General features: G+C 68.8%; 1 pseudogene. It reads left to right on the top strand.

Annotated features, from left to right (window positions below):
* Positions 1 to 356 (top strand): annotated as a pseudogene (locus JHN45_RS52645) (sodium:solute symporter); the annotation flags it as partial.

Here is a 356-nt window from a genome sequence, read left to right as displayed (position 1 = left end):
GTCGCCAACAACGACATCTGGGCACGCCTCCGCAAGCGCACGGCCACCGGCTCGAAGGACGACGAGATCGGTTCCAACCGCCTCGCGATCGTCGTCCTCGGCATCGCCGCCATGGGCATCGCCTGCGCCCTCGGCGATGTCATCGAAGCCCTCACCGTCGCCTACAACCTGCTGGTCGGCGGCCTGTTGGTGCCCATCCTCGGAGGTCTCGTCTGGAGGCGCGGCAACCTGCCCGGCGCCATGGCCTCGATGATCGCGGGCGGCACCACGGTCGTCGTCCTCATGGTGACCGACGGCCTCCTCGCCAACGAGCCCATCTACTACGGCCTGTTGGCGGGCCTCGTCGCCTACCTCGC

Origin of the sequence: Streptomyces sp. MBT53, from assembly GCF_016654115.1 — a bacterium.
In the GTDB taxonomy this organism is placed as follows: Bacteria; Actinomycetota; Actinomycetes; order Streptomycetales; family Streptomycetaceae; genus Streptomyces.
Note: the sequence above shows the minus strand (reverse complement) of the source record. Positions and strands in the feature narration are given on the sequence as shown.